The following is a 22,939-nucleotide window of genomic DNA, read 5'->3' on the forward strand; positions in this document are numbered from 1 at the left end:
CATGGCCACTGAACAGACCGCTGCCGGGCGCCCGCGGCGCACCCTGCTCGTCCGCCCGCCGTCGACCCGGCTGGCCGACGGCGAGCTCACCCACCTCGAACGCGTCCCCGTCGACGCGGACCTGGCGGCCGAGCAGTGGCAGCGGTACGTGGAGGTGTTCCGCGGGTACGACTGGGACGTGCGGGTGGTGCCGGCGGCCGAGGCGCACCCCGACGGGGTCTTCGTCGAGGACGCGGTGGTCGTGTTCGACGACCTGGCGGTCCTGACCCGGCCGGGGGCGCTGACCCGGCAGGGCGAGGTGGAGTCGGTGCGGCCCGCGGCCGAGGCGGTGGTGACCGAGCTCGCGCAGATCACGGAGCCGGGCACGCTCGAGGGCGGCGACGTCCTCAAGGTGGGCCGCACCGCGTACGTCGGCCGGACGGCGCGCACGAACGCCGACGGCGCCGCCCAGCTCCGGGCGCTGCTCGAGCCGCGCGGGTGGCGCGTGGTCGAGGTGCCCGTGACCCGGGCGCTGCACCTGAAGTCCGCGGTGACCGCCCTGCCCGATGGCACGGTCATCGGGTACGCGCCGCTGGTCGAGGACACCGGCGTGTTCGACGCGTTCGTGCCGGTGCCCGAGGCGGAGGGGAGCGCCGTCGTCGTGCTGGACGAGTCCACGGTGCTGATGTCCGCGGCCGCCCCCGCCACCACCGAGCTCCTGCGGGGGCGCGGGCTGACGGTGCTCACCACGCCCGTCACCGAGTTCGAGAAGCTCGAGGGGTGCGTGACCTGCCTGTCGGTGCGGGTGCGCTGAGGGCGTGACGCAGGTCACGCTCCAACTAGGTGCTTACCCAAACTAACAACTTGCGGGCGGCGGGATAATGGACCCGATGCCTCAAACAGCCGATAGTTCGAATCGATCCGATCCATCGTCCGAGCGCAGCACCTTCGCCTCGATCCGTCGTCTCCACCCCTACGTCCGCACCGCCCTGCCCCGCCTGGTCGGCGGGCTGGTCGCGTCGCTCGGCGCCAGCCTCATGGCGCTCGCCATCCCCGCAGTGCTCCGGTGGGTCACCGACGGCCCGCTCACCGAGGGCGTCCGTGAGCACGACTGGTCGGGCCTGGCCTGGTCCGTCGTCCTCATCGCCGTGCTCGGCGTGGGGGAGGCCGGGCTCATCCTGCTGCGCCGCACCCTGGTGATGTTCCCGGGCACCCGCGTCGAGGCCAGGATGCGGATGGCCCTGTTCACGCACCTGCAGGACCTGCCCATCGCGTTCCACGACCGCTGGCCCGGCGGGCAGCTGCTGAGCCGCATCATGGGCGACCTCGGCCTGCTCCGCCGGTGGCTCGTGTTCGGCATCCTGCAGCTCGTGGTCAGCGTCGTGACCATCATCGTGGGTGTCGCCCTGCTCGTCGCCACGGGCGGCTGGCTCGGCATCATCTTCCTGTGCGGGTCCATCCCGGTGACCATCCTGGCCTTCCGGTTCTCCAGCAGGTACCGCAAGATCTCGCGGCTCTCCCAGGACCAGTCCGGCGACCTCGCCACCACCGTCGAGGAGTCCGTGCACGGGATCCGCGTGCTCAAGGCGTTCGGCCGCGGGCCGGACGCGCTGGACCAGTTCACCGACCAGGCGGAGGGGCTGCGCGAGACCGAGATCCGCAAGGCCACCACCGACGCCGGCCTGACCACCGCGCTGCGCACCATCCCGGAGGTCACGCAGGCCGTGGCGCTCGTGGTGGGCGCCTACCTCGTGGCCCAGGGCGACATGACGCTCGGCGCCCTGGTCGCGTTCTTCGCCACGGCCCAGGTCATCAACGGCCCCGTCGTCGACCTCGGCATGACCCTGTCGATGACGCTCAACGCGCGCACCGCCGTCGACCGGTTCTTCGAGGTCATGGAGACCGCGAACCCGCTGACCGACCCGGCGACGCCCGCCGACCTCCCCGCGGTCACCCCCGGGAGGGCCGGGCAGACCGGCGGCCACGTCGCCTTCCGCGACGTCACCTTCCGGTACGACGACGCCGTTCGCCCCGTCCTCGAGCACGTCGACCTGGAGCTGCCGCCCGGCACCACTACCGCCCTGGTCGGGCTGACCGGATCCGGCAAGTCGACGCTCGCGATGCTCCCGCCCCGGCTCTTCGACGTGACCGACGGCGTGGTCGAGGTCGACGGCGTCGACGTCCGGGACCTGACCCGGGCCCAGGTGCGGGAACGGGTCGCCGTCGCGTTCGAGGACCCGACGCTGTTCTCCGCGTCCGTGCGCGAGAACGTGCTGCTCGGCGTCCCCGACACCCTGCCGGCGGCCGAGCGCGAGGCGCTCCTGACCCAGGCGCTCGAGGTGGCGCAGGCGCAGTTCGTCGCCGAGCTGCCCGAAGGCGTCGACACACGCATCGGCGAGGAGGGCCTGTCGCTGTCCGGGGGCCAGCGGCAGCGCCTGGCGCTGGCCCGCGCCATCGCCGCCCGCCCGCGGGTGCTCGTGCTCGACGACCCGCTCTCCGCGCTCGACGTCACCACCGAGGAGGCGGTCACGGCCCGGCTGAGGGACGTGCTCGTCGCCACGACGACGCTCGTCATCGCGCACCGGCCGTCGACCGTGGCGCTGGCGGACCGGGTGGCCGTGCTCCAGGACGGCCGGGTCACCGCCGTCGGGACGCACCACGACCTGCTCGCGAGCGACGCGCACTACCGGTACATCATCTCGAGCCTGGAGGAGGACTACGTGGCGAAGGGCCAGGAGAGCCAGGAGGCGCTGTCATGACCGCCACCACCGAGCCGACCACGACCCGCCGTCGGCCCACCGACGCCGCGGCGGACGACGAGACGCGTCTCAACAAAGAGGCCTCGCGCAGCGTCCGGCGCCGGTCGATGCGCCTGCTGGGCGACCTGCTGCGCCCGCACAAGAAGGCCCTGGCCTGGGCGGCGGTGCTCGTCGTCGCGTCCACGCTCGGGCAGGTCGCCGGGCCGTGGCTCGTCGCCGTCGCCATCGACCAGGCGGTGCCCGCCCTGCAGGACGGGTCGGCCACCCCGCTGGTCCTCAGCGGCGCCGGGTACCTCGCCGCCGCGATCCTCGGCGGGGTCGCCGCGGGCGCCTACGTGCGGGCCGCCGCACGCATCGCCCAGGCGGTGCTGCTCGACCTGCGCCGCCGCGTGTTCCGCCAGACCCAGCGCCTGTCCCTGGAGTTCCACGAGTCGTACACGTCGGGCCGGATCATCTCCCGGCAGACCTCCGACCTGGAGGCGCTGCGCGAGCTGCTCGACGGCGGTCTGACCGGCGTCGTCTCCTCGGTGCTGCTCATGGCGTTCACGTTCGTCAGCCTGCTGCTCATCGACTGGCGGTCCGGGCTGGTGCTCGCCGTCGCGTTCGTGCCGGCCTGGCTGCTCACCCGCTGGTTCCAGCGCATGTCGCAGCGGTTCTACCGGGAGCAGCGGACGGCGTCCGCCCGGCTCATCGTGAAGTTCGTCGAGACGATGACCGGCATGCGCGCCGTGCAGGCGTTCCGCCGCGAGACCACCACCGAGGCCGAGTACCGCAAGTTCGGCGAGGAGTACCGCGACGCGAACCTGCAGATCTTCGGCGTCAACGGCCGGTTCCAGCCGGGACTCATCCTGATCGGCAACATGACGGTGGTCGCGGCGCTCGCGGTGGGCGGCTGGCGGGTCCTGGGCGGCACGCTGGCCGTGGGTGTGCTGGCGGCCGTGCTGCTCTACTGCAAGCGGTTCTTCCAGCCGGTGCAGCAGCTCGGCATGTTCTACAACTCGTTCCAGTCGGCGACGGCGGCGCTCGAGAAGGTGTCCGGCCTGCTCTCCGAGGAGCCCACCGTCACAGAGCCCGCGCACCCGACGCCGCTGCCGCTGGCGGACGGCGGGCGGGCTCGCGGTGAGCTGCGCCTGGACCACGTCCGGTTCCGGTACGGGGACGGCCCGGTGGTGCTGCCCGACCTGGACCTCACGATCCCCGCCGGTCAGACCGTCGCGGTGGTCGGGACCACGGGCGCCGGCAAGTCGACGGTGGCCAAGCTGGTGACCAGGTTCTACGACGCGTCCGACGGTGCGGTGCGCCTGGACGGCGTCGACGTGCGTGACCTGGCCTCGGCCGACCTGCGCCGCGCCGTCGTCATGGTCACCCAGGAGGCGTACCTGTTCAGCGGTTCGGTGCGGGAGAACATCGCGCTTGGCCGGCCGGACGCCACCCAGGAGGAGATCGAGGCCGCCGCCCGCGCGGTGGGCGCGCACGAGTTCGTGCTCAACATGCCGGACGGGTACGACACCGACGTGAACAAGCGCGGCGGGCGGGTCTCGGCCGGTCAGCGTCAGCTGCTGTCGTTCGCCCGGGCCTTCCTGGCCGACCCGGCGGTGCTGGTGCTCGACGAGGCGACGTCCTCGCTGGACATGCCCGGCGAGCGGCTCGTCCAGCGCGGCCTGCAGACGCTGCTCGCGGACCGGACGGCGATCATCATCGCGCACCGGCTGTCCACGGTGGCGATCGCCGACCGGGTGCTGGTGATGGAGCACGGGCGGATCGTCGAGGACGGCAAGCCGGCCGAGCTCGTCGCGGGCGACGGGCGGTACGCCCGGCTGCACGAGGCGTGGCGGGACTCGCTGGTCTGACCGGGCTCGCCGACGACCTCGAAGGGGGTCACCCCGTAGCCAGGCCGCGGACGATCGCCTCGAGCGCGCGGTCCAGCTCCGCGTCGGTCACGCCGCCGAAGCCGAGCACCAGCCCGGTCAGGCGGGCGCTGCGGCAGTAGTCGGCCAGGAGCGGGACGTCGAAGCCGGCGGCGCGCCCTGCTGCGTGTGCTCTCTCGGCCGACGCCGGGTCCGTGAGCCAGGTCGAGTACATCCCCGCCAGCGGTCCGGCGAGCTCGGCATGCGGCGCCAGGGCGGCCGCGACGCGCGGCGCCCGGTCCGCGTAGACCCGGCGGGCGGTGCGGATCACCTTGTCGGCCCAGCCGTCGCGCAGGAGGGTGAGCATGGCGCGCTGGGTGGGCCAGGGCGGGGTGTCGTGGGTGACCGTGCGGCGTCGGACCAGGCGTTCGTGGATCTCCGGCGGCGCGACGAGCCAGCCGAGCCGCAGGCTGGGGCTGACCGACTTCGAGGCGGTGCCCAGGTAGGCGACCCGCGACCGGTCGAGGGCCGCGAGGGCGGGCACGGGGGCGACGTCGTACCGGAACTCCGAGTCGTAGTCGTCCTCGACCACCACCGCCTCCGCCTTCCTGGCGGCCGCCAGCAGGGCGAGCCGGTCCGCGGCCGGCATGACCCGGCCCAGCGGGTGCTGGTGTGCGGGCGTGACGTAGGCGGCGGCGCAGCCGGCCAGGTCCGTGACGGGCTCGAGGCCGGGGTGGTCCACGACGCCGCGCCCGGCCGACCGGACCATCTCGACGGCCGCGCGGTAGCCGGGATCCTCGATGAGGACGTCCCCCGGGCCTAGTGCTCCCAGGAGCTGCCGCAGGCCGTCGGTGGAGCCGGCGGTGACCAGGATCTCGTCGGGCCGCACCGGCACGCCGCGGGTGCGGGCGAGCCGCTCGGCGAGCGCTTCGCGGAGCTCGGGAAGGCCGCGCGGATCGGGATAGCCCCGGGGCGCGACGGCGACGGAGACCTCGCGCCAGGCGCGCCGCCAGCCCGCGAGGTGCCTGGGGTCGATCCAGGGTGTGCCCGCGTCGAGGCGGACGAGCTGCGGCTCGCGGGCGGCCGGCTGGGTCCTGGTTCCGGTTCGGTTCCGGTTGGGGGCAGCGGAGGCGTGTGGCGCTGCCGGTGCAGATGCGCGTGCCCCTGCGCGTGCCCCTGCGCGTGCCCCTGCGTGTGCAGATGCGTGTGCCGTGCGCGCGGCTGGCGGAAGCGCCCCGCCGGACGCCACGAACGTGCCCGACCCGCGGCGCGTCTCCACCCATGCCTCGGCCAGGAGCTGGTCGTACGCCTGCTCGACGACGGCGCGCGCCACACCCAGGTCGGCCGCGAGGGCCCGGCTGGAGGGCAGTCGGTCGCCCGCGGCGAGCGTGCCTCCGGTCACCAGCTCGCGGACGGCGCCGGCGAGCTGCGCGGGAAGCGGCTCGGGCCGGGCGCGGTCGAGACGAACGGGGAGCATGAGGTCTTCTCCGGCTGGGGCGGGGGCTGGTCACCAACAAGTGGCTTGTTTGAATCGCGGCGAACTGGCCCGTGTGCACCGGCCACTTCCGGTTCAGGCTAGCGGCATGACGACGCAGCAGCTCTCCCCGACCCCACGCACCACGCCGACCCGCGGCCGCAACCGCCAGGTCGAGGACCGGCGTCAGCTCATGGCGCTGCTCTCGGACGCGCTCGTGGCGCACCTGGGCGTCGTCGCCGGAGGGCATCCGGTGGTGCTGCCGACGGCCTTCGCCGTGGATGCCTCCGGGCCGGACGACGGCGGTTCGCTCTACCTGCACGGGTCTGTCGCCGCTGGTTGGCTCGCCCCGGCCCTGGAGCAGGACGTCTGTGTGACCGTGACAGAGCTGGACGGCCTGGTCCTGGCGCGGACCGGCTTCCACCACTCGATGAACTACCGGTCGGCGGTCGTGATCGGTCGACCCCGCCGGGTGACCGACCCGGAGGAGCGGCGCCGGGCGCTGGACCTCGTCGTCGACCACATGATGCCCGGGCGGGCCGCGACTCTTCCGCCCGCGACGCGCAAGGAGCTCGCGGCGACGGTGGTCATCGCGCTGCCGCTGGCCGAGGCCTCGATGAAGCAGCGCGCGGGCGGCGCCTCGCTCGAGCCGGGGGACCTGGACCTGACGGGCTGGGCCGGGGTCGTTCCGGTGCGCCGGGTCGCGTCGGAGCCCGTGACGGAGGACTATGTGTCCGATCCGGTGCCGGAGCTGATCCTGCGCCGCGCGGCGGAGCTCGGGAAGGCGTGACGTGCCAGCGGGGTCCGTGCATGACGTCGACGGGGGCGGTGACTGAGGTCTTCGGCTCGGACGCTTTCGGACTTCACGCCAACCGTCCGTCCGATCCGGCCGTGCCGAGCAGTCAACCGAACTGCTGGCGAGGCTGAGCAAGCAGCCGACCCGCTCTGTGAGCTTTCTGAGCGACCTTCCTGAGCGACCTTCCTGAGGGGCAACCTGGTCGGCGGACCACACCTCAGAAGGGTGGCTCGTCAGGGAAGCGGCGTAGGCGCTGTTCGGTAGTCGGTTCGACCGATGATCGTTCCGTGGTCGATGTCGTGCTCGACCCTTCGGTGCTCGACCCTTCGGTGCTCGACCCTTCGGTGCTCGACCCTTCGGTGCTCGACCCTTCGGTGCTCGACCCTTCGGTGCTCGACCCTTCGGTGCTCGACCCGTCAGTCGTCGACCCGTCAGTCGTCGATCCTGCGGTGGTGCGCCGCTCGGTGGTGCGCCGCTCGGCAGTCGTCGACCCTGCGGTGACAGGTCGCCCGGTGGTGGGTTGTTCGGTGAGTGATGGTTGTCCGAGGCGCGCTCGGGTGTCGTTGGTCAGGCTGGTGATGTCGTTGCTGATCTGTCCGGTCTGGGTGGGTGGTCGTGTGTAGGTGTGTCCGGTGGGCGCGGTCCAGGTCGTGGTGCCGGTGGTGGGGTCGCGCACGGGGGTCCAGCCGTGGTGGGTCTTGGCGAGGTGGTGGGCGCGGCAGAGGGGTTGCAGGTTGGTGGCGCGCGTCTGTCCGGGAGTGCCGGGTGGCTGGTTGGTGGGGTCGAGGTCGTGGTCGAAGGGCTGGATGTGGTCCAGGTCGGCCCAGTGGGCGGGTCGTTCGCACTGCAGGAAGGTGCAGTGCTGGTCGCGGGCGGTGACCGCTTGGCGCAGGATCTTGCCGGGTTGGTAGGTCGTGGTGGAGTAGTCCGTGAGGATTCCGGTGGTGGGGTCGGTCAGCAGGCGGCGCCAGGTCGCGTCGGTCGCGATCCGGGCGGCGGTGTCTGCGGGGATCGGCCCGTAGCCGTCGAGGTGGCCGGGTGTGTTGTCCAGGCCCAGGAGCGTGGTGGCGGGGATCGTGACCCGGATCTGGGGCTTGACCTGGATGACTCGTATCGCGGTCCCGCCGCAGGTACAGCCGCCACAGGTGCACCCCGTCGCGGGGACCGTGGTCCGAGGTAGCGCTTGTTCGTCTGGGTCTTGCGCGGTGGTCACTTGCGTGGCGGGCGTGGCCGGGGAAGACTCGGCGGGCTCCAGCTCGCTCCCGGGGTGAACCGGTCCTGAGGTCGCATCTGCGACCGTCGCCTCTATCGCCGTCGCCTGTATCGCCACCTCCGGTATCGCCGCCTCTGCCGTCACCGTTGCTGGCGTGGTGGTGGGGGCGCACTCGGCGCGGGGCGGGACGATGATGCGGCCGGTGGTGATCGCGACGAGGGCGTCGGCGCGGGCCTGGGCCAGGGTCCGGGTGGTGCCCGGGGTGCGGCGCAGGGCGTGGGCGGCTTGTTCGATCGCGTCCCACACGGCTGCGGCGTCGGGCGCGGGCAGGTTCGCGCTGATCCAGGCCATCGTGTTGTCAGCCGGGTCGAGGTAGACCGCGCGGCGGGCTATGGCGTGCTTGGTCGTCTCCAGCGCGCCCTTGAGGCGGTGGGCGAACTCGTTCATCTTGTTCCGTAGCCAGCCACGGGTTCGGTCGGGTGCCTCGGGTAGGTATCGGGTGATCGCTTCGTCCCGTTGCTCGTGGGTCAGGGGGTTGCCGGAGCGCAGCAGGATGTCGGCCTTGGCGGTATCGATCAGGCCGTCGTGCAGGGCGTTCATGACCTGGGGGTGCTCGGCCAGGCCGGCGCCGCGGGCGAGGTGCTTGTTCGCCTCGTGTTGCGGGACTCGCAGTCGGGCGCTGATCTCGGCTGCGGCGGCGTTGTGTTCCTGCGTCCAGGAGCGGCGTCGAGCGATCTCGCCCAGCGCGCGTGACTGCATCGCGGTGGCCCAGGAGATCAGGTCCTGCCAACGTGCCGCGGCATCGAGCAGGACATCGTCTGCCAGATCAGCGACCTCTACACCTGCCAGCAGCTCGACCAGAGCCGCGCCGACGGGCAGGCGGTCGAGCCCGACCAGGCCAGCATCACCACCGACCCGCCCGCCATCCTCAACCGGCACGGCACCATCGACTGGTTCGTCTTCACGGACCAGACCGTCTCCACCGAACGGTGTGCCGGAGCTCGAGTCGTCTGCACCGTCAGCGGCCGATGTACCTGGCGTCGCCGCGATGCTCCGGGCCCTCGTGCCGAGGCCGTGTCCGGGCCAGGTCACCGTGGTGGTCGGTAGGTTGCCTTCGCCATCGTGGCGGATCGCGTTCCAGGTCAGGGTGCACGCGGTCGTAGATGTGTCGAGAACCGGGCCGACAGGAGAGCGCAGCGCATCGCGCAGGAGGTCCTCGACAACCGTGGTGGGACCGGTCCTGCCGTCCTCGTATCGGTGCATGCGTTCACCTCACCCTCTCGCAAATCAACAGCGCTCTTGCACTCGAATATATGTTCGATCGGTTGGCTCCGCATCCCCGAATCCGAAGATGTGGACAACCCATATGGCAGGAAGTACGGGGACAGCTGAACGGCCGTGCCTCGCACCCGGGAGCCGGTACCAATGACCCTACCCAGCGACACCGACACGCCCGCCGACCCAGAAGGTCGACCCGAACGGACACCCCAGCGGCCCCCAGCGGACACCCCGCCACCACCCCGAGAAGCGCTGCTAACATCCCGACCGTGACTCCCACTCGTTCCGTCCTGCCGCCCCCGGTCGTCTGACCGGAGCGGCACTACGACCGGCCCACGCGGGCCGGTACTGGGGCGTGCTCCGCGACGATTCCCTGTCCTCGGAATTCCCTCGGAACGGGCCGGGCCCCGCGGGGACCGGCCAGGAGCACACATGTCATCCACTCGTATCGGGCTGCTCTTCGTATGCCTCGCCGGAGTTCTCTGGGGCACCGGCGGCCTCGCACTTGAGATCCTGCGCGACCACTCGCCGATGTCGGTCCTCACGGTCAGCGCCTACCGCATGCTCATCGCGGCTGCCGCGCTGCTCGTGGCCTCGCTCGCCCTGCGCAGGGGTCCGCACCTCCTGGCGCTCGTGCGGGCGCATCCGGCCCGCGCCGTCGTCGTCGGCCTGGGGACCGGCGCCTACCAGGCGCTGTACTTCGGGTCGGTCGCCACGGCCGGCGTCACCGTCGCGACGGTGGTCAGCCTGGGGCTGGCGCCGGTCCTCCTCGCGGTCGTCGACCTCGTCCGGGCCCGGCGCCGGACGGCGACCAGGAGCACCGTCCGGCTGACGCTCGTCGTGGGCTCAGCGCTGTCCGGCCTCGTGCTGGTGAGCATGGCGTCGGGTATGGCGTCCGGCGCAGGGGCGGGCGTGAACGCCGTCGGGCCCCGGCCCGTGCTCGGCCTGCTGCTGGCGATCGCGTCAGGTTCCGTCTACGCGGCGACGACGGCGCTCGGCAGCACCCTGCTGGCGTCCGGCGACGTGGACCCGCTCGCCCTGACGACGGTCGCGACGACGGCGGGCGCCGTCGGCCTCGTCCCCGTGGCGCTGGCCGGCGGCGGACCGTTCGTCACGGGCGATCCGACGGCGCTCGGCACGCTCGCGTATCTCGGGATCTTCACGATGGCGCTGGCCTACGGCCTCTTCTACGCCGGGTTGCGCACCACGCGCAGCGGAGCGGCGGTCGTCGCGACGCTGCTGGAGCCGGTGACGGCTGCGGTCGCGGCAGCGGTCCTGCTCGGGGAGCGGCTGGGGCCCCTGGGGATCGTCGGGTCGGTGCTGATCCTGGCCGCCGTGGCGGGCCTGGAGGAGTAGCGCCTCAGGCGTACGACCAGCGTCCGTCCTGGTGCGGCCCCCGCGGCGCCGGGACGGACGTGTGGTCGATCGCGGCCATCTGGCCGGTGTTGTACTGGTCGGCGATGTACTGGCTGAACTGCCCGGAGTCGGCGGTGTGGGAGTTGTCCACGTAGTCGTACCCGGCGTTCCCGCCCGGGGCGACGTAGCCCCCGGTGTACTCCAGCTCCGACCCCGCGGCGTACTGGGGCTCGTAGCCGGAGTCCGCGTACTCGGGCTCCGGGGCGGGCCGGTACACGGGGTAGGCGCCGGTGATCACCTGCTGCGCCGCCGGCTGCCACCGGTCGGTCTGGGGGTTGGGCGCGTCGAACGTGGGCGCCGCGGCGGCCCGCTGGGCGGGTACGGCCTGAGCAGCGGCTACTCGCTGTGCGGCTGCGTGCTGTGCGGCCGCCTGCTGGGCCGACCGCGCTGCCGCCGCCTCCTGGGCTGCCGTGGCGCGCTGCGCCGCCGCACGCTGCGCGGCGGCCTCCTGTGCGGCCGCCTGCCGTGCCGCGGCCTGCCGGGCCACCGCTTCGCGGGCCACCGCTGCCCGGGCCGCGGCCTCCCGCGCGGCAGCCTCCCTGGCCGCCTGGTCCTGTGCGGCGGCCTGCGCGGCAGCGGCCTGAGCGGCCGCCTGCTGCGCCGCGTACCGCTGGGCGGCGAAGAGGGCGGACGCGCCGGCGTCGGGCTGCACGCCGTTCAGCTCGCCGTGGATGCGGCCGGCGAGGTTCGCGGCGATGGCGAAGCGCAGCGGCGCCAGGGAGCTCACGGACATGGTGCCCGTCACCGCCGGGGGCGGCAGGAACGCGAAGACCTCGTCCTCGCCCAGCTTCAGTCCTTGTCCGAGGGCCGCGTTCAACGTCTCCTCGAGGAGGTACTCCGCGCGGCCGTCGTTGCCCTGGAGGTCGGTGAACATGCCCTCCATGGAGTCCCAGCGGCGTTCGAGCGTGCCCTCCACCGTGTCGAGGAACCACCAGCCGTCGGGGGACTCGAGGAACATGTCGCCGAAGCAGGACGCGAAGCGCGGGGTCTTGCCACCGGTTCCGATCCACGACCAGGACGACAGCGCGAACTCGTAGGCGTCAGGTGCGAATTCTCGGATCAGGTGCACCCTGCGCATGTTGCCATGCTCACACTCCGAGCAAAAGAGGCGTACCGGACACGTAACGATTCGTCCGGGGTGAAAAGAGCAAGTATTTTCGTGCCGGAAACACGTGGCGGGCGGTCACGGGGCGCCGTTACGGTCTCGCCATGGTGAGCGAGGCGAGCGGCGACGGACCAGACGGCGGGCGGCACGGCGGGCAGCACGGCGGCCGGACCGGTCGGTACGCGACCGACCAGGGCGCGGTGGACACCCGGGTCCAGGAGTACTACTCCGGCCGGACGGGCTGGGACGAGCACGCCCGGCTGACGGTCGGCACCGCGCAGGGCCGGGTGGAGCACACCAGGACCCAGGAGCTGGTCCGGCAGCGGCTCGCGCCCGGCGCACGGGTGCTCGACGTCGGAGGTGCCACCGGGGTGCACGCCGCACCCCTGGCGGAGGACGGCTACGACGTCCTGCTTGTCGACCCGGTCGCCGCGCAGGTCGCCCGCGCGGGGCGGCACGGCACGTTCGAGGCGCGCGTCGGCGACGCCAGGAACCTGGGCGCACCAGGTCTGGACCTCGCGGACGACGAGTTCGACGCGGTGCTCCTCCTCGGCCCGCTCTACCACCTCGCGAGCCGCGCGGACCGGCTGCTCGCCCTGCGCGAGGCCGTGCGCGTGACCCGGCCGGGCGGCACCGTCGCCGCGGCGGCGATCACGCGGCTCGCGGGACTGGTCGGCGGTGGCTACGAGCTCTTCCCGCCGTCGGCCTGGCAGGCGATCCTGGAGCACGGCCACGTCCCCGCCGACATCGGGTTCCCCGCCGCGCACTTCCACGACGCCGCGGAGCTCGCGGCGGAGGCCGGCGAGGCAGGGCTGTCCGACGTCGTCGTGCACGGCATCGAGGGACCCGCCGGCGGAGCGCTGGAACGGGTGCGGCTCGACGCCCCCGAGGCCCCCGGGCTGATCGACGCCGCGCTCACGCTCGCCCGCGCGCTGTCGACGACGCCCGGGGTCACCGACATGAGCCAGCACATCCTGGCGATCGGTACTGTCGCGCCATGAGCATCTCCCAGCCGGACGCCGAGAGCGTCATCGAGGGCAGCGCCGTCCCGAGGACCGACCCGCCCATCGTGGGCGACGAGCTGACCATCCTGCGGTCGTTCGTCGACTTCTACCGCGCGACGATCCGCCGCCAGTGCGAGGGCCTGACGGTCGAGCAGCTGCGGACGCCGCACCCGCCGTCGACCATGACGCTGGCGGGCATGCTCAAGCACCTGGCGTACGTCGAGGACGTCTGGTTCAACGTGCGCCTGGCGGGCAACGAGCCGGCCCCGCCCTGGGACACGGTGGACTGGGCGGCCGACTCCGACTGGGACTGGCACAGCGCCCTGGAAGACACGCCCGAGCAGCTCACCGCCCTGTTCGACGACGCGGTCGCGGCCTCCGAGCGGATCCTCGACGAGGTGCTGGCCGAGACGCCGCCGCCCGGCGCGGGCGTCCTGGACCGGACCACCGCGCGGCCCGGGCGCAACGGGCACATCTCCCTGCGCTGGATCCTCGTGCACATGGTGGAGGAGTACTCCCGGCACGCGGGGCACGCCGACCTGCTGCGCGAGGCCCTGGACGGCGCGACGGACCTGTAGCCGCCCGGGCCGGCTCGCTCAGCACAGATCACGCAGCGCAGACGGCTCAGAGCAGCAGACGGCTCAGAGCAGGAGCCACGCGTAGTCGGCGGCCTCCAGCACTATCCAGAAGCGGAGGAACCGGCCGACCAGGCCGGTGCTGATGAACAGCCACAGCCGCACGCGCAGCACGCCCGCGACCACCGACATCACCATGAACGGCGGGAGGCCCGCGAACGCCGAGGCGAGCAGCACCAGGCCCATGTAGACGGGGCGCCCGTCGGTGCGGTCGCGCCAGCGGGTCATCGCGGCGGCGGCCTTCGGGGACTCCAGCTTGCGGCGCAGCCACGGCAGGCGGGTGGTCCCTGCGCCGGCCCAGTACCAGAGCAGCTTGCCGGTGATCTGTCCGACGGCGGCCACGGCGGCCAGCAGCACGCTCGGGTAGGTGTCGTTGGTCGCGGCCACGGCCAGATAGGCCTCGAGCGCCATGAACGCCGCCACGGCGGAGCCCGCGGAGTAGAAGAAGGTGGACAGCAGGAGCATCGGGCCTGGTCCGTCCTCAGCCAGCCGCGTGCGGGAAAGTGGCCGTGGTCACAGAGGGACGTTAGCGCCTGCCGCGACGAGCTGCCGAATCAGGGCCGCGGCGGGCGGTGCGGGCGGCCCGACGGTCAGCGCCATGACCCGGCGCACGGCGCCCGGCAGGGGAGCGTTCGCGATCCCGGGGTTGCGGTGGGCGCGGAGCGTGAGCCCCGGCAGCAGGCTCACGCCCGCCCCTGCGGCCACGAGGGCCTGGACCGCCACGTAGTCGTCGGTCTCGAACGCGATGCGCGGCGCGAACCCCACGGCGGCGCAGCGGGCCACCATGTCGGCGCGACATCGCTCGCAGCCGGCGATCCACTCCGCGTCGTCGAGCAGCTTCAGGTCCGGCACGAACCCCGGCACGGGGGCCGCGTCGAGGTCGACGGCCGTCACGAGGTGGACCGGGTCGTCGAGGATCGTCGTCGACTCGTAGCGGGACAGGTCGTCCATGGAGCGCGCGTGGCGCACGTCCGTGTGCTCGAACACCAGCGCGACGTCGACGGCGCCCGACTGCAGGGCGGCGACGGCGTCCGGCGGCTCGTGCTCCACGAGGCCCACGGAGAGCCCCGGATGCTCCTGCTGGAGCCGGGCGACGGCGTCGGGCACCACGGTGGCCAGCGCGGAGGGGAACGCGGCGAGCCGCGCCCGGCCCGCGCGCAGGCCGGCGAGCGCGTCGAGCTCGCGGCGCGCGCCCTCGACACGGCCCAGGATCTCCTCGGCGCGCGTGGCGAGCAGGCGGCCGGCCTCGGTGAGGCGGACGCCGCGGCCGTGGCGCTGGAGCAGCGGGATCCCCGCGTCGGCCTCCAGGCGGGACAGGTGGTGACTCACCGACGGCTGCGCGTAGTGCAGCTCCTTCGCTGCCGCCGTGACGGAACCCGTACGGGCCACCGCCGCGAGGACACGCAGCCGGGTCAGGTCGAGCTCTGCGGTCATGACCCCAGGCTAGCCCAGAAAGATAGGTGTCATCGATCGAAGATCTTCGTAACAGGTATTGGACCTATGGGTCATGCGGGGGTCACGCTGGAACCATGACGCTCGCGACCCTCCCGCCCCGGCTCTCGGCACCGGCACCGCCGACCATCGCCGACGTCCTCGCCGCGCAGGCCCGCCTGGAGGGCGTCGTCGTCCGCACCCCCGTGGGGCAGTACGCCGAGCTCGACCGCGCCACCGACGCCGCGATAGTCGTCAAGCACGAGAACCAGCAACGCACCGGAGCGTTCAAGGCCCGCGGCGCCAGCAACCTCCTGCTCTCCATGCCCGACGCCGAACGCGCCCGCGGCGTCGTCGCCTACTCCACCGGCAACCACGCCCAGGGCGTCGCCTACGCCGCCCGCCTCACCGGCACCGCCTGCACCATCGTCATGCCCGACGACCCCAACCCGGTCAAGCTCCGGGCAGTCCTCGACCTCGGCGCCGACGTGCTGCTGCACGGCGCCAACTTCGACGACGCCCGCGCCCAGGCCACCGCCCTCGCCGAGAGCACCGGCGCCCGCCTCGTCGGCGCCGCCAACGAACCCGGCATCATCGCCGGCGTCGGCACCCTCTACCTCGAGCTCTTCCAGCAGGCACCCGGCCTCGACGTCCTCGTCGTACCCGTCGGAGGCGGGTCCGGCGCCGCCGCCGCGAGCCTGGTCGCCGCCGCCGTCGCCCCCGGCACCGCGGTGATCGGCGTCCAGTCCGCCGCCTCGCCCGCGGCCCACGACTCCTGGCACGCCGGAGCCCTCGTCGAGCGCACCAACACGACCCGCGCCGAAGGCCTCGCCGTCGGCTGCGGGTTCGAGGTCACCCAGGCCCTCATGCGCCGGCACCTCACCGACTTCGTGCTCGTCACCGACGACCAGATCACCGCCGCCCAGCACCTGTACCTCACCGGCGCGCACACCGTCGCCGAGGGCGCCGGCGCCGCGGCGCTCGCGGCGGTCCTCGCCGATCCGGAGCGCTTCGCCGGCCGGAACGTCGGCGTCGTGTGCACCGGCGGGAACGCCAGCGGGGACGAGCTGCGGCGGGCTCTGTCTGTGCTCTGAGCGCTGCGTCGGGATCCGGGCCCGACTAGGCTCGGCGGCATGGCCCGCTACTTCGACGTCCACCCCGTCGACCCCCAGCCGCGCAGCATCGCGCAGGTCGTCGCCATGCTGCGCGACGACGCCCTGGTCGCCTACCCGACCGACTCCTCCTACGCGCTGGGCTGCCGCATGGACTACCACGACGGCGCGGACCGCATCCGCAGCATCCGCAAGCTCGACGACAAGCACCACTTCACGCTGGTGTGCTCGGACTTCGCGCAGCTGGGGCAGCTCGTGAAGCTCGACAACTCGGCGTTCCGCGCGATCAAGTCGGCCACGCCAGGGCCGTACACGTTCATCCTCCCGGCCACCGCCGAGGTCCCGCGCCGGCTCGCCCACCCCAAGAAGAAGACGGTGGGCGTGCGCATCCCCGACTCCGCCGTCACGCAGGCGCTGCTGCGCGAGCTGGGGGAGCCGCTGCTCTCGTCCACGCTCATCCTGCCGGACCAGGCCGAGCCGATGACGGACGGCTGGACCATCAAGGAAGAGCTCGACCACCTGCTCGACGCCGTAGTCGACGGCGGGGACGCCGGTACCGAGCCGACCACCGTCGTCGACTGGTCCGACGGTTTCCCCGACGTCGTGCGCGTAGGAGCCGGGGACCCCGCTCGTTTCGAGTGACCGCTTCGAGTGACCGCGGTGTCGAATAACCTGTGCCCATGACCGACCCCACCGGGCTCGAGCAGGCCCGTACCAAGATGACCGAAGCAGGCGTGGCGCCCGCCGCCATCGAGACGTTCGCGCGGTTCTACCACCTGCTGCAGTCGGGTGCGAGCGGCATGATCCGCGAGGACGACATCGACCCGCTGGTCGACATCCCGAACCGCGCCGAGCTGACCATCGACGACGACGAAGCCGCCGCCGCCCTCGCGAAGACCGCGATGCTCAAGCTCAACGGCGGGCTCGGCACGTCCATGGGCATGGACCAGGCGAAGTCGCTGCTGCCGGTGCGGGTCGCGCCGGCCTCGTCCGAGGGCGCCGGTTCGGGCGAGCCCGAGATGCTCACGTTCCTCGACATCATCGTCGGCCAGCTGCGTGCGGCCCGGGAGGCCACCGGCGCCCGGCTGCCGCTGCTGTTCATGAACTCGTTCCGCACCCGCGACGACTCGCTCGCCGCGCTGGAGCGCTACCCGGACCTCGCCGTCGACGGGCTGCCCGTCGACTTCCTGCAGAACCGCGAGCCCAAGCTGCTCGCGGACGACCTCACGCCGGTCACCTGGGAGAAGGACCCCGAGCTGGAGTGGTGCCCGCCCGGCCACGGCGACCTCTACCCGGCGCTGCACGCGTCCGGCGTCGTCGTCGCGCTGCTGGAGGCCGGCTTCCGGTACATGTGCGTCTCCAACTCGGACAACCTCGGCGCCACGCCGGACGCCACGATCGCCGGCTGGTTCGCCGCATCCGGCGCCCCGTACGCCGCCGAGCTGTGCCGCAAGACGCCCGCCGACGTCAAGGGCGGCCAGATCGTCATCCGCAAGTCCGACGGCCAGATGGTCCAGCGCGAGACCGCGCAGACCCACCCCGACGACGTCGCCGCGTCCCTGGACGCCACGCGCCACCCGTTCTTCCACACCAACAACCTCTGGTTCAACCTGGAGGCGCTGGCCGCCGAGCTCGAGCGGACGTCGGGGGTGCTGGAGCTCCCGCTGATCCGCAACGACAAGACCGTCGACCCGTCGGACGCGTCGTCGCCCAAGGTCGTGCAGATCGAGTCCGCGATGGGCGCGGCGGTCGCCGTCTTCGAGGGTGCGACGGCGATCGAGGTCGAGCGCTCGCGGTTCCTGCCGGTCAAGACGACCAACGACCTGCTCGTGCTGCGGTCGGACGTCTACGACCTGACGCCCGACTACCGGCTCGAGGCGCAGGCCCTCGCGCCGCTCGTGGACCTCGACAAGGACCACTACAAGCTCATCGACGCCTTCACCGAGCGGTTCGCCGCGGGTGCGCCGTCGCTGCGCGACGCCGACTCGCTGACGGTCCGCGGCGACTGGACCTTCGGGTCCGGCGTGCGGGTGGAGGGCAAGGCGCAGCTCGTGGGCGACGGCGGCACGGTGCCCGACGGCGCGACGGTGGGCCCGGAAGGTTTCTGAGCGCGCGGTTGGCGCGGTCGGCAGAACGTCAGGTGGTCGGCATCCCGAGGTGCCGACCACCTGACGTTCTACCGACTATCGCGTGCGTCCGCGCCACCTCTCCTCCAGTGCGACGATGCGTTCGCGCAGCGGGGTCGGGTCGGCGTCGGGCGGGACCGGGCCGTGCGCGGCGGTGTCGGCCAGCCAGTCCGCCCAGGCCTGCCAGCGCGGCAGGTAGAGGTCCCGGACCAGGCCCTGCCAGTGCCGGCCCGAGTAGTCGTGCAGGCCGTTGTGCTGCTCGCCCCAGACGCTGACCAGGCTCCGTGCCTCACGTTCCATGGCGTCCCGCTCGGCGTCGGTGTCGCCCCAAGCACGGGCGGCGTCGATCCAGGTGGAGACCCGGGTCTCGGGGCGGGCGCCGGCCAGGTCGTCGAGCCGCAGCAGGTCGGCGCGCAGGCGGCGCATGTGGGCGCGGACGCTGTCCGGGTCGCCCGCGCGGGCCGCCGCCAGGATGCCGCGTACGTGCACCCGGGTGCCCTGGGCGAGGACGTGGCCCGCCAGCTCGGCGATGTCGGCGCTGAGCAGGTCGCGCGGCTGGCTGTCCGCGAGACCGTCCGGGAGAGTGTCGCGGACCGCTGTCAGCTCCCGCAGCGCCTGGTCGAGGCGGGGGAGCGCGGTCGCGACGGCGGGGTCGTTCTCGGCGTCGATGTTGGACGACGGCGTCGGGGGCGCGTTCCCGATCGCCTCGCCCGCGCTGCGCTGGGCGGGGAACGGCAGGCCTGCGGTCCAGGGGCGAGCGATCACGGGCGTCGGGACGGAACGGGTACGGCCCTCGCCGTAGAGGGTCGAATAAATAGTGTGCCAAGCGCGTAGCGCCGTCTGTGCCAGGTCCGCGCGTAGCTCACCAGTCAGCCTGGACAGGCCCGGTCCTGCACCCGATTCTGTGAGCGATGTTCTGCCCGGTGCTCTGCCCGATGCTCTGCCCGGTTCTGTGATCGGATGCGGTTCCGACAGCCCGTACCGGTCCAGCACGAACCGCTCCAGCCAGCGGTCGAGCTCCACGGGGGAGCGGGGAGCGTCGTCCCAGGCGAGGTCGGTCGCCAGCTCGTAGAAGACCTCGTTGTTCTCGATGGCCTCCGGGGCGAGACCGATCCCGCGCAGGTGGGGTACGCCGTCGGGCAGGGCGCGGAAGTCCCGGACGAGGCCGCGCAGGTCGCCGAACAGCGCCGGCCGGCCCCCGAAGTTGTGCAGCGCGCACCAGACCCAGGGCCGTCCGGCGAGCGGGGCGCCGTCGGCCAGGAGGGCCGTGTGCAGTGGCACGTGCTCGCCCCAGAGGTCCAGGACGAGCGTGCGGTCGACGGGGACGTCCCGCAGGTACGCGGCCACGCGGTCGGGCGTCCAGAACGCGCCCTTGTAGTGGAAGGGCCAGCCCTGGAGCATCCAGACGGCGTCCGGATCCGCGGCGGCGAGGGCCCGGTAGGTGCCGCGGCCGGCGGCGCGCAGGTACTCGACGTCGCCCGACGGCGGGACCGACTCGATGTACGGGTCGACGGCGTAGTGCCCGGACCCCGGGCCGAGCAGCTCGCGCTGGACGTGCGCGAAGGTCGCGAACAGCTCCTGGAAACGACGCGACTCCGGGTGGAGGAGGGGGATGCGCCAGCCCTGCCACTCGATCTCGCCGGCGGGGTGGTCGCGGTCGGGGGCGTCACCGTCCGGGTCGTCGCCGTCGGGAGCGGGCCTCGCGAGGGCCGGCGGCACATGCCCGCCGAACGCGGGGAGCACCGGCGTCATGCCGAGCTCGCGCATCCGGGCCAGGACGCGCCGGGCCAGGTCGAGACGGCGCTCGGCCCAGCGAGCCGGCAGCGGACCGCCGAACGAGTGCATGCCGCCCATGAACGTCCACGGGAAGTGCGCGGCGCCGCCCAGCCAGCGCGCGGCCTCGGCGTCGGGCAGACCGGCTCGGCGGAACGTCTCGGCCAGCACCGCCTCGTGCGCCACGAGCATGAGCGGGTGCGTGATGCCGTGCAGCGCCATCCAGTCGATCTCGCGCTCCCAGCGGTCCCAGCCCCAGAACGGCGTCGAGTACCCGAAGGTCACGACGTTCAGGTAGTACCGCACCTCGTGCGGCGACGAGACGGTGGTGCGGGGCGCGTCCGGCAGCGGGGTCGTGCCGACCGTGCTCGAACCAGCTGTGCTCGAACCGGCGGTGCTCGGGCCGACGCGCGGACGCTGCCAGGTCAGCCGCGTCCCCAGGTGGTCGCGGACGTACCGGGCCAGCGCGACGGACGCCGCCACCGCGCCTGCCGCCCGGATCGTCAGGTGGCCGGCCTCGGCCCGGTACTCGGCGGTGTCGGGTCGGGAGGTGTCGGGCTGGTCGGTATCGAGCCGGTCGGCATCGAACACGGCGTGCTCGACGGTGACCCGCCGCGGGTCCAGGCCTGCCCGCTCGGCGACGCCGCGGACGGCGTCGGCCCACGCGTTCGCCGCGCTCATCGCACCCGCCGGACGGTGCCGTCCTGAGGTGCGCTGTCCGGGCCGAGGCCGGCGCCCGCAGAACCGAGCGCGGCGCTGGACCACCGCCCGAAGTCCACCACGCCCGCACCCGAACGCGACCACTCCGCGGCGAACGCCATGAGGTGGCTGTCCAGCGCCGTGGCGAACGACAGCTCGCCCGAACCGACGGTGCCGTCGACCACCGCCCGGCAGAACGCGTCCATGAGGCCGTCGTCGCCGCCGGCATGAACGCCGCTCGAGCCAGATTCAGGCGCAGGCTGGGCCACGAGCGTGTGGCTGGCGTGGCCGAGCGGCCCGTCCGTGCCGGACTCGACGAGCTCCACGTCGGGCAGGGCGCCCAGGACGGCGTCCGGCAGGCGGCCCGACGGCGAGAACAGGTCCACCCGGATCTCGCCCGACTCCATGTGCCCGTGCAGCTGCCCGCGCGTGCCGGTGATCGCCAGGTGCCGCGTGTTCTCGGCGGTGAACGCGCTGGCCGTGAGCGTGGCGGTGAGCCCGGAGGGGAAGCGCAGGAGGGTCTGCTGGTGGTCGGCGACGTCGTTGTCGCAGTGGTAGACGCAGCGCCCGTACGGCCCGCGCCGCAGGGCGGCGAGGCGGCCGGCGGGGGACAGGTCGCCGCCGAGCATCGTGACCGGATGACCGGTGACGTCGCGCAGCGCGTCGAGGTAGTAGCGGGGCGCGTAGAACGGGCAGTCAGCGGCGGCGGGACAGCCGTCGGTGCAGCGGGCGGGGGCGCCCTCCGGTGCGTTCTCGGGGCGGAAGTGCAGCAGCGAACCCTCGCTCGTCACGGTCCGGGGCGCCGACCCGGCGAGCCAGCGGATCAGGTCGAGGTCGTGGCAGGTCTTGGCGAGCACCATGGGGCTGGACTCGGCGGCGTTGCGCCAGTTGCCCCGCACGAACGAGTGCGCGAAGTGCCAGAACCCGATGTTCTCGCGCACCTCGATGGTCGCGAGGTTGCCGAGGGCACCCGACTCGACGACCGCCCGCACCGCCCGCCAGAACGGCGCGAACCGCAGCACGTGCCCGACGGCGATCCGCGCGCCCGTCCGGCGCACCACGCCCGCGAGGTCGGTCAGGGCGGCGAGCGTCGGCGCGGCGGGCTTCTCCAGCAGCATCGGCAGCCCGACGCCGTGATCGTCGCGCTGCGCGACCGCCGTGGCCGCGGCGACGTGGAGCGCGTCGGGCAGCGCGACGATCACGGCATCGGGCCGCAGGCGGCCGAGGTCCGCGACCAGGCCGGTCCAGTCGGCGTAGCGGGCGGCGGTCGTGCCGGCCAGGGCCTCCAGGCGGGCCGGGTCAGGGTCGGCCACGGCGACGATCCGGGCGCGGTCGGGGTGCGCCCGGATCCAGCGGCCGTAGGCGTCGGCGCCGCGGCCGCCGGCTCCGAGGACGGCCAGGCGGACCGGGGGCCGGGCGGGAGCGCCGGCCGGAGGCGCCGTCATCTCTCCGCCCCCTGGACCAGGCCTGACACGATGTACCGCTGCGCGAGGAAGAAGACGATCACCACGGGCACGGTCACCGCGATCGAACCCGCCAGGAGCACGGTGACCGGCACCTGGAAGTCGCCGAGCTGCGCGATGCCGAGCGGCGCCGTCCAGAGGTCGCGGTGCTGCACCAGGAACAGGAGGGCGTAGAAGTACTCGTTCCAGGCGATCATGAACACGTAGATGGCGGTGGCGACGACGCCGGGGATCGCGATCGGCAGCACCACCCGGACCAGCAGCTGGCCGAGCGTGCAGCCGTCCATGATCGCCGCCTCCTCGACGCTCTGCGGCAGCGCCAGGAAGAAGTTCCGCATCATGTACAGCGCGACGGGCACCGTGGCCGCCACGTAGACGATGAGCAGTCCCACCAGGGTGCTCGTCAGGCCGAGCCGCGACAGGATGACGAACTTCGGCACCGCCAGCACGATCCCCGGAAACAGGTACACCGCCAGGATGATGCCGTTCGTCAGCGCCCGGCCGCGGTACCGGAGGCGGGCGGCGGCGTAGGCGCCCAGCACGCACACCAGGATGCTCAGCGCGACGGTCCCCACGGCGACGCCGAGGGAGTTGAGCACGAACCGGCCCAGCCCGAATCCGCCGTCGGCCTCGTCGCGCATCGCCGTCGTGAAGGCGGACAGGTCGAGTCCGGACGGCAGACCGAGCGGGTCGCGGACCACCTCGCCGTACGGCCGCACCGAGAGCAGCACGCCGTACAGCACGGGCCCCAGCGACCACAGGAGCGCGACGGCGACCACCACGGCGCGTCCGACGCGTGCGGCGCGGGTCGGACGGATACCGCTCATGA

Annotated in this window: 18 protein-coding genes; 10 read left to right on the forward strand and 8 right to left on the reverse strand. The window is 73.1% G+C overall.

Annotation, left to right across the window (positions count from 1 at the left end; translation table 11 throughout):
• The first annotated feature begins 1 nt into the window (after nt 1).
• From ddaH to ACNYC2_RS12165, 3 genes are all read left to right on the forward strand, one after another.
• A complete protein-coding gene (gene ddaH, locus ACNYC2_RS12155) occupies nt 2-793 on the forward strand; it encodes a dimethylargininase (RefSeq protein ID WP_419707272.1) in 792 nt (263 codons plus the stop codon).
• 76 nt (nt 794-869) lie between these two features.
• The gene (locus tag ACNYC2_RS12160; protein WP_419707273.1) at nt 870-2,738 is read left to right on the forward strand and encodes an ABC transporter ATP-binding protein; all 1,869 of its coding nucleotides are present in this window, start codon (nt 870-872) and stop codon (nt 2,736-2,738) included.
• Entirely contained in the window at nt 2,735-4,588 is a 1,854-nt protein-coding gene (locus ACNYC2_RS12165) for an ABC transporter ATP-binding protein (protein WP_419707274.1), read from the forward strand. The genes ACNYC2_RS12160 and ACNYC2_RS12165 overlap by 4 nt, the downstream gene beginning before the upstream one ends.
• Nucleotides 4,589-4,616: 28 nt before the next feature.
• On the opposite strand, the gene ACNYC2_RS12170 is transcribed toward ACNYC2_RS12165, so the two are convergent.
• Entirely contained in the window at nt 4,617-6,062 is a 1,446-nt protein-coding gene (locus ACNYC2_RS12170) for a PLP-dependent aminotransferase family protein (protein ID WP_419707275.1), read from the reverse strand.
• Between the two features lie 106 nt (nt 6,063-6,168).
• Between ACNYC2_RS12170 and ACNYC2_RS12175 the strand changes: the two genes are divergently transcribed.
• Nucleotides 6,169-6,849, forward strand: coding sequence for a pyridoxamine 5'-phosphate oxidase family protein (locus tag ACNYC2_RS12175; protein ID WP_419707276.1), 681 nt, complete (start codon nt 6,169-6,171; stop codon nt 6,847-6,849).
• A 223-nt stretch (nt 6,850-7,072) separates the two neighbouring features.
• On the opposite strand, the gene ACNYC2_RS12180 is transcribed toward ACNYC2_RS12175, so the two are convergent.
• The gene (locus ACNYC2_RS12180) at nt 7,073-9,007 is read right to left on the reverse strand and encodes an HNH endonuclease (RefSeq protein WP_419707277.1); all 1,935 of its coding nucleotides are present in this window, start codon (nt 9,005-9,007) and stop codon (nt 7,073-7,075) included.
• Between the two features lie 771 nt (nt 9,008-9,778).
• Here ACNYC2_RS12180 and ACNYC2_RS12185 point away from each other — a divergent pair.
• Nucleotides 9,779-10,702, forward strand: coding sequence for an EamA family transporter (locus ACNYC2_RS12185; protein ID WP_419707278.1), 924 nt, complete (start codon nt 9,779-9,781; stop codon nt 10,700-10,702).
• A gap of 4 nt (nt 10,703-10,706) precedes the next feature.
• Here the strand turns inward: ACNYC2_RS12185 and ACNYC2_RS12190 are convergent, their stop codons facing one another.
• Nucleotides 10,707-11,840 carry a hypothetical protein gene (locus ACNYC2_RS12190; protein ID WP_419707279.1) on the reverse strand — a complete coding sequence of 378 codons (1,134 nt, stop codon included), beginning with the start codon at nt 11,838-11,840 and terminating at the stop codon, nt 10,707-10,709.
• A gap of 131 nt (nt 11,841-11,971) precedes the next feature.
• Between ACNYC2_RS12190 and ACNYC2_RS12195 the strand changes: the two genes are divergently transcribed.
• Together ACNYC2_RS12195 and ACNYC2_RS12200 are read left to right on the forward strand one after the other, a co-directional pair.
• Nucleotides 11,972-12,868 carry a class I SAM-dependent methyltransferase gene (locus ACNYC2_RS12195; RefSeq protein ID WP_419707280.1) on the forward strand — a complete coding sequence of 299 codons (897 nt, stop codon included), beginning with the start codon at nt 11,972-11,974 and terminating at the stop codon, nt 12,866-12,868.
• On the forward strand, nt 12,865-13,449 hold the full coding sequence (locus tag ACNYC2_RS12200; RefSeq protein ID WP_419707281.1) for a DinB family protein: 585 nt from the start codon (nt 12,865-12,867) through the stop codon (nt 13,447-13,449). Before ACNYC2_RS12195 ends, ACNYC2_RS12200 begins: the two co-directional genes overlap by 4 nt.
• A gap of 63 nt (nt 13,450-13,512) precedes the next feature.
• On the opposite strand, the gene ACNYC2_RS12205 is transcribed toward ACNYC2_RS12200, so the two are convergent.
• Entirely contained in the window at nt 13,513-13,971 is a 459-nt protein-coding gene (locus tag ACNYC2_RS12205) for a VTT domain-containing protein (RefSeq protein ID WP_419707282.1), read from the reverse strand.
• Between the two features lie 48 nt (nt 13,972-14,019).
• Nucleotides 14,020-14,940, reverse strand: a complete 921-nt coding sequence (locus tag ACNYC2_RS12210) for a LysR family transcriptional regulator (protein ID WP_377131048.1) — start codon at nt 14,938-14,940, stop codon at nt 14,020-14,022.
• A gap of 95 nt (nt 14,941-15,035) precedes the next feature.
• On the opposite strand from ACNYC2_RS12210, the gene ACNYC2_RS12215 reads away from it, so the two are divergent.
• The 3 genes from ACNYC2_RS12215 to ACNYC2_RS12225 are packed head-to-tail and all read left to right on the forward strand — an operon-like array spanning nt 15,036 to nt 18,157.
• The gene (locus tag ACNYC2_RS12215) at nt 15,036-16,031 is read left to right on the forward strand and encodes a threonine ammonia-lyase (protein WP_419707283.1); all 996 of its coding nucleotides are present in this window, start codon (nt 15,036-15,038) and stop codon (nt 16,029-16,031) included.
• 39 nt (nt 16,032-16,070) lie between these two features.
• Nucleotides 16,071-16,691 (forward strand): L-threonylcarbamoyladenylate synthase, encoded by a 621-nt coding sequence (locus ACNYC2_RS12220; protein WP_116675226.1) that lies wholly within the window; start codon nt 16,071-16,073, stop codon nt 16,689-16,691.
• Nucleotides 16,692-16,729: 38 nt separating this feature from the next.
• Nucleotides 16,730-18,157: a UTP--glucose-1-phosphate uridylyltransferase gene (locus ACNYC2_RS12225; RefSeq protein WP_419707284.1), complete on the forward strand. Its 1,428-nt coding sequence runs from the start codon at nt 16,730-16,732 to the stop codon at nt 18,155-18,157.
• 75 nt (nt 18,158-18,232) lie between these two features.
• Here the strand turns inward: ACNYC2_RS12225 and ACNYC2_RS12230 are convergent, their stop codons facing one another.
• The 3 genes from ACNYC2_RS12230 to ACNYC2_RS12240 are packed head-to-tail and all read right to left on the reverse strand — an operon-like array spanning nt 18,233 to nt 22,937.
• Nucleotides 18,233-20,629: an alpha-N-acetylglucosaminidase TIM-barrel domain-containing protein gene (locus ACNYC2_RS12230; protein WP_419707285.1), complete on the reverse strand. Its 2,397-nt coding sequence runs from the start codon at nt 20,627-20,629 to the stop codon at nt 18,233-18,235.
• Nucleotides 20,626-22,092, reverse strand: coding sequence for a Gfo/Idh/MocA family protein (locus ACNYC2_RS12235; protein ID WP_419707286.1), 1,467 nt, complete (start codon nt 22,090-22,092; stop codon nt 20,626-20,628). Before ACNYC2_RS12235 ends, ACNYC2_RS12230 begins: the two co-directional genes overlap by 4 nt.
• Nucleotides 22,089-22,937, reverse strand: coding sequence for a carbohydrate ABC transporter permease (locus tag ACNYC2_RS12240; protein ID WP_419707287.1), 849 nt, complete (start codon nt 22,935-22,937; stop codon nt 22,089-22,091). Before ACNYC2_RS12240 ends, ACNYC2_RS12235 begins: the two co-directional genes overlap by 4 nt.
• Nucleotides 22,938-22,939 lie beyond the last annotated feature (2 nt).

It is taken from the genome of Promicromonospora sp. NFX87, assembly GCF_048564965.1.
Taxonomy (GTDB): Bacteria; Actinomycetota; Actinomycetes; order Actinomycetales; family Cellulomonadaceae; genus Promicromonospora.